General features: G+C 52.4%; 5 protein-coding genes, 1 tRNA gene and 1 pseudogene. 2 read left to right on the forward strand and 5 right to left on the reverse strand.

Annotated elements, in window-relative coordinates:
• Both QCH34_RS04960 and QCH34_RS04965 read left to right on the forward strand, forming a co-directional pair.
• A partial coding sequence (locus tag QCH34_RS04960; protein WP_300331066.1) for a nucleotide sugar dehydrogenase occupies nt 1-1309 on the forward strand: 1309 nt, incomplete at its 5' end.
• A complete protein-coding gene (locus QCH34_RS04965; RefSeq protein WP_300331069.1) occupies nt 1306-2394 on the forward strand; it encodes a DegT/DnrJ/EryC1/StrS family aminotransferase in 1089 nt (362 codons plus the stop codon). The genes QCH34_RS04960 and QCH34_RS04965, both read left to right, overlap by 4 nt.
• Before the next feature lie 337 nt (nt 2395-2731).
• On the opposite strand, the gene QCH34_RS04970 is transcribed toward QCH34_RS04965, so the two are convergent.
• The 5 genes and pseudogenes from QCH34_RS04970 to QCH34_RS04990 form a co-directional block, all read right to left on the reverse strand.
• Nucleotides 2732-2805: transfer RNA gene (locus QCH34_RS04970), tRNA-Val, on the reverse strand.
• A 149-nt stretch (nt 2806-2954) separates the two neighbouring features.
• A complete protein-coding gene (gene mch / locus QCH34_RS04975) occupies nt 2955-3899 on the reverse strand; it encodes a methenyltetrahydromethanopterin cyclohydrolase (protein WP_300331073.1) in 945 nt (314 codons plus the stop codon).
• A 65-nt stretch (nt 3900-3964) separates the two neighbouring features.
• Entirely contained in the window at nt 3965-5089 is a 1125-nt protein-coding gene (locus tag QCH34_RS04980) for an ORC1-type DNA replication protein (RefSeq protein WP_300331078.1), read from the reverse strand.
• 15 nt (nt 5090-5104) lie between these two features.
• On the reverse strand, nt 5105-5758 hold the full coding sequence (locus QCH34_RS04985) for a hypothetical protein (RefSeq protein ID WP_300331081.1): 654 nt from the start codon (nt 5756-5758) through the stop codon (nt 5105-5107).
• Nucleotides 5759-5892: 134 nt separating this feature from the next.
• Nucleotides 5893-6125 (reverse strand): annotated as a pseudogene (locus QCH34_RS04990) (phosphoglycerate mutase); the annotation flags it as partial.

A 6125-nucleotide genomic window follows, 5' to 3' on the forward strand; every position in this document is an offset into this window, starting at 1 on the left:
AATCTATGGCTTTCAGCGTGATTCGAAAAGCTCAGGGTACAAAATCGGGATGATCAACCGTGGCGAGTCACCGCTCGATAAGGATGAGCCGGAGCTTGGGGAACTGATCCAAAAAGTCGTCTCAGGAGGGAAGTTTGAATGTACAGCAGACTTTTCAAAGATCACCAACTGCGATGCGATATGCCTCGCTATACAGACGCCATTTGCCGATCCAAAAGATCTCATCCCTGACTTCAGACCGCTTCAGGACGGGCTGAGACAGACAGGAAGATGCTTCACCGAGGGAACGCTTGTTGTCCTTGAGTCAACAATAACCCCAGGCACCACCACAGGGATGGCCAAGGAGATCCTCGAAGAGGAGTCGGGGCTTGTCGCCGGGAAGGACTTTGCCCTCGCGCATGCACCGGAGCGGGTGATGGTCGGCCGGCTCCTGAAAAATATCAGGGAGCATGACCGGATTGTCGGCGGGATCGATGATCCAAGTACCAGGCGCGCAATAGAACTCTATACACCTGTGCTGACCACCGGCAAAATTATCCCGATGACGGCAACTGCTGCTGAGGTGACAAAGACCGCAGAGAATGCATTCCGTGACCTCCAGATTGCTGCTGCAAACCAGCTCGCACTCCACTGTGAGGCGATGGGCGTCAATGTCTATGATGTCCGTGCAGGCATTGACTCGCTCAAAGGGGATGGCATCACCCGCGCCATCCTCTGGCCCGGTGCCGGGGTCGGCGGCCACTGCCTCACCAAGGACACCTGGCATCTTGAACGGGGTGCACAGATGCTCGGAGGAGAGCTCTGGTATCCACACGGCCAGCAATCGATCTTCGGGGTAGCCCGTGCAATAAACGACTTCATGCCCTCCCATATGGCACAATTGACGCGGGATGCACTCGAACGGGCAGGGATAGATGTAACAGATGCACATATTGCCCTTCTGGGCTGGGCGTTCATTAATGATTCAGGCGATGCCCGAAATACCCCCTCTGAACCATTTTATGAAGAGATGGAGAGGTGTGGTGCCAGGATGATGGTACATGACCCGTTTGTTGCAGCTGATGAAGCGAGTGTTCCAATAGAATCCGATCTGAATGCAATTCTCCGCGATGCAGATGCAATCGTCATCTTCACCGGACATTCGGAATACAAACGACTTGATCCGCTCGTCACCAGAACACTCTCCGGTGCGGATCACCCGGTGATCATCGATGGACGAAATGTCATTGACCCCGATACTTTCATCAATGCGGGTTTCATCTACAAAGGGATAGGCCGGGGAGACAAGAACAGCCATCCGGTGGTATGATGATCCCCATAGCACAACCTGAAATCGGAGAGGAAGAGATCAGCGCAGTCACAGAAGTTCTTCGATCCGGCATGCTTGCATCTGGTCCGAAGGTGACTGCATTTGAAGAGGCATTTGCCGGATATTGTGGTACACGATATGCAATTGCAACCTCAAACGGCACCACCTCACTTCACGCAGGTATGCTCGCTGCCGGTATAGGACCCGGTGACGAGGTAATTATCCCGGCCTTCACCTTCTTTGCTACCGCGAGCACTGTTGCAATGTGTGGAGCAACACCGGTCTTTGCGGACGTTGATCCCAGGACATATGGTATCGATCCGAACTCAGTACGTGAGCTGATCACCGCAAAAACAAAAGCGGTAATGGGGGTTCACCTATTCGGCCAGCCATTTGACATTAATGCACTTCAGGAGATCTGTTCTGACCACAAACTCATGTTCTTCGAAGACGCTGCCCAGGCTCATGGATCTGAGTACAGGGGACGGCGGGTTGGTGGCTTTGGAACATTTGGATCATTCTCTTTCTACCCGACAAAGAACATGACTGCCGGGGAGGGAGGGATGATCACTACAGGTGATCCTGAGGTTGCACGGAGGGCACGCCTGTATACAAACCATGGGCAGAGTGAGAAATATCTCCACACCCTCATTGGATACAACTACAGAATGACTGATATTGCTGCGGCAATTGGTCTTGTGCAACTTGAAAAACTGGATGCATACACCTCAAAAAGAATTGAAAATGCCCGGTATTATGATACCCACATCAGGGCACCCGGCATTACTCCACCTACTGTGATGCCCGGCGTCAGGCATGTCTACCATCAGTATGTGATCCGGGTGAGAGAGGAGTGCCCACTCTCACGCGATGAACTGATTATACATCTAAAGAATCAGGGTATCGGATCAGCAATTCATTACCCGATTGCTCTTCCAGATCAGCCTGTTTTTGCAGGTACATCATATGAATGCCCGGTTGCCCGGAGTCTCGCACAGAGCGTCCTCAGCCTCCCGGTACACCCCGGTGTTACTCTGGATGATTGTGAGAGAGTATGCCGTGTTCTCAACGATCTTATAGGATGAATCATCAGCCTGAGGACTCATCCGAGTTTTATTTACAGACATATCAGAATGTTAGTCTGTACTAAACTATACGTATGTATATGTATGCATACATATTGGAGAAAAGAAAATGAAATCAAAGGCAAAACAAAAAAAGAAGGACACAGAAGAGGTATTGAGGAAAAAGATCACCCTCAGTATAGATCCTGATCACTATGCCTTCATCAAGAACGCAGGTTTTAACGCCTCCCGATTCTTCGATAATGCGATAAATGCGCTTAAAACGAATACTCAGTATGCGACCGTACTCATTGGAGCTTACACGATCCCCGAAACGTTAAACGGGGCTCAAAATAGATGGGCCTGTCCGGATTCGAACCGGAGATCTTCGCCGTGTAAGGGCGACGTCATAACCAGCTAGACCACAAGCCCTGTGATTCCTGAATATATTGCCTTTTTTTGAATTAAAGCCTGCCGATCAGATACACGTCGTTTGAGGAGCGATCTGAATACTTCAGGCACTGCAAGGTGATAAACCGGGGAGAAAGGAGAACTCCCTCCCGATTCACCAGATACCCATTTCAGAGTAATCCAAACGATTTCAGGGTCACTTCAGGGTTGACCTTGCCTACGTGATAGACTACACCCTCGGAGAGCTCGTTAATCACTACTTCTGCGGGTGAGAAGAGCGAGGTGTCGATCTGGTAGAAGTCGTAGTTTGCTTCCTTGAAGATCTCGTTGAATGGCTTGCCATATCCCTTTGATGTGTTGCTTGGGATCTTTTCGAGATAGTCTTTGATCTCGGGCGCATTCATTGTCAGGCAGATCCGTCCGTGGTAGATGGTGGCATCGTTTGTAACACCCATCGCAAGCTTCGGGCCGCGTACCGGCGGGATCGGAGCGGTTCCAAAACCAGAGATGATCTTCTTGGTGTCAAAGCCAAGTTCATTCAGCTTGTAGACCGCGGTCTCGACACAGCGGCCGGCAACCTGGATCGAGCCAACCATCGAGGAGGTCGGTGCAACAACCGCTGCGACATTCTCAACCTCGACATTGCAGCCTTCTGCAATCTTCTCCATCACTTCGCCATTTGGCAGGATGTCCGACTCAAGGCAGATGACTGCGACATCAAACTCGTCCTCGTACTCAATCACTTCATAGGTGTGCTTCGGCTTCAGTGAGAGAGCACGGGCAGGGCCGCTCCCCATTGCGAAGTAGTTACCGGATTTGATCGTCCAGCCGGCCTTCTGTGCACCAAGACAGGAGATCGCGGGGAAATCCGTGTTGATATCGATGAAGGGCTGGGGGAAGGAACCGATCTCACCCATACGATACGAGACTTCGCCGAGTCCGCCCATGCAGATACGGGTGAAGTATTCTCCGGCACCATACCCGCCCGGAACCGAAACACCGCAGTCGACGATCCGTGAACCATTATCCAGTTCGTGGTACGCGACATTCAGGAGATCCGAGATTTCTACAAGCTCTTCAAAAAGATCCAATCCAAGTTCATTTACACTAACCATACAATCCCTCTGGCATCAATTATGAGTGAGGGAGAATAGATAAGAGTTGCCAAATTATCTGAAACCTATGCAAGCTCTGCAAGCACCATCTCAGGTGCAAACCGAAGGCCAATCTCCCGGGTCCGGCCGCGACCGGCTCTATAATCCAGATTGATCAGCCTGATCGTATCGAGTTTCTGAACGATCTCATAATACCGGGTATAGCCAATTCCCATCTCCTCTTTCACCCGGGTATGTACCTCCCCGGCGGACATCTCCAACCCGCCCTCTGACATTGAAGCGATCACGCCGAGAACGGCTTTTTCATCATCCCGGAGCGACCGGATGAGGGAGACGAGATGGAACCGTTCTGAGACCTCATAGGCACGGCAGATATCATCACGGCAGACAGAACGGCGCGCATCCCGCTCTGCAAGGAGCCCGGCCCGTTTCAACAGATCGATCCCGACACGGAGATCCCCGCCCCGCATCGTCTGATCAACAACAAGCTGAAGCATCTCCTCAGACAGGACACCGGGATAAAACCCCTGACCCACCCGCATCCTGAGAATCTCTTCTACTTCCGAGGCAGAGTAGGGAGAGAAGAAGACCTCGGTCGGCCTGAGGACGGAGGCAACTCGGATCTCAAAGACTTTCTGGAAATCGACATCCATATCCGAGAAGACAACAATCACTCCCACCCGAACCGACTCGTACTCCTCATGTGCACGGAGCAGAGGATAGAGGACATTGTTTATCTCATTTTCATAGAGCAGGTAGTTTGCATCATCCAGGCAGATAATCAGCGTCAGATCCTCTTTCTGAAGAAGGCGACAGACCGCATCATAGACCTGTTTGAAGCTGGTCCCGGTCGGCTGCGGCTGGTGGCCGGCAAGCCGCTTGTAGACCTTGGCAAGGATCGCATACCGGGTATTATCAATCTTGCAGTTTACATGGACACAGGCAATCTTTTTTGTATTCTCCTCAATCTCCTCGAAGAGTTTCCGGATCGATGTCGTCTTCCCGGTCCCGGGAGGGCCGCGGCAGAGGGAGTTGAGCGGTCGGCCCCCTCGAAGCGCTGGCTGGATCTGAAATGAGAGAGCAGAAAGCTGCTCTTCCCGGAAACGGAACTCGTCAGGAACAAAATCGATCTCAAAGACCGTCAGATCCCGGAAAAGGGTCTCATCCCACATCAGCAGCTTCTTCGTCACTACACCAACTCCCGGTCACGACCGGTTCATGCACGCTTTACAGAGGGTCTTGTTCATAAAGAGATGGCTTACATCATGCTGAACCTTATTCACCTCCGCGCCGCAGGCTTCACAGACAAACGGCTGGGCGGCCTGAGATGCTGTGCTTGCAGGAGGAGCAGCACCCTCTGCTGCTGGTGTCAGGACAGGATCAACAGGAGATGCAGCCTCCGGGACGGACTCCGGTTCAACAGGAGAGGCATTATCTTCAGGAGGCAAAGCCGTCCCAATCTCCGGATTCTCCCCGGAGTCCGGCTCTTCCAGAGGCGGATAATCAGGTGAACTGGGTTGCGGGTCAGGGGTATCCACCCCGGAGAGATCGCGATCCGGCTCCTCCTCACTATATGATTCATCCCCGGGAACCGGACAGGAGGCTATACCTACCACAAGCTCCTCTGATGGAGGCTCATCCCGGAGACGAGAGCCAAAGACCCGGCTCCGATAATGATCGACGCGCTCTCTCGTCACCTCATCATCACGCCCGATACCGGAGAGCACACCATCCAGAAATGCGATGAGTTCTGTGGCATCCTCGTCCGACTCCACCTCACCGGCCACATCAAACCTGATATTCTCGTAATTATCCAGGTTGATCGTGATGCCGATCGTCATCTGCCTGTGTGTACCCATACAATCACTATCCCCTCACGGAGGAATATGGTTTGCGGAAGAACCATCCCATCCAAACGCACATAGAAAAGTGGCAGATGATGAGAGTTACCCCCGCTGACATCCCGGATGATGACGCAGGGATCTGATGCCACCTATTGTGAAAAGAGAAGAGGCAGGAGTTCCGGCCCCCTGATCAGCCCGTATGAGCCCTTTTCAGCTTCCCGTTCCGAATAGCTCCCGCACTCATCCTGCCCTTTTCCAAGGACCGCAAAGGGAACCGGATCAGAGGTGTGCGTCTTTACGCGAAGCGGAGTCGGATGATCGGGGAGCACGGCAATGATGCCATCAAATTCTGCAAGCGCGATACCAATTACTTCATCCAGCC

It is taken from the genome of Methanocalculus sp. (assembly GCF_029762515.1).
Taxonomy (GTDB): Archaea; Halobacteriota; Methanomicrobia; order Methanomicrobiales; family Methanocorpusculaceae; genus Methanocalculus.

Bases quoted from the DNA above. Each gene is read 5' to 3' on its own strand.
- QCH34_RS04965 (WP_300331069.1), top strand. From the start codon at position 1,306: ATGATGATCCCCATAGCACAACCTGAAATCGGAGAGGAAGAGATCAGC.
- mch (WP_300331073.1), bottom strand. From the start codon at position 3,899: ATGGTTAGTGTAAATGAACTTGGATTGGATCTTTTTGAAGAGCTTGTA.
- QCH34_RS04985 (WP_300331081.1), bottom strand. From the start codon at position 5,758: ATGGGTACACACAGGCAGATGACGATCGGCATCACGATCAACCTGGAT.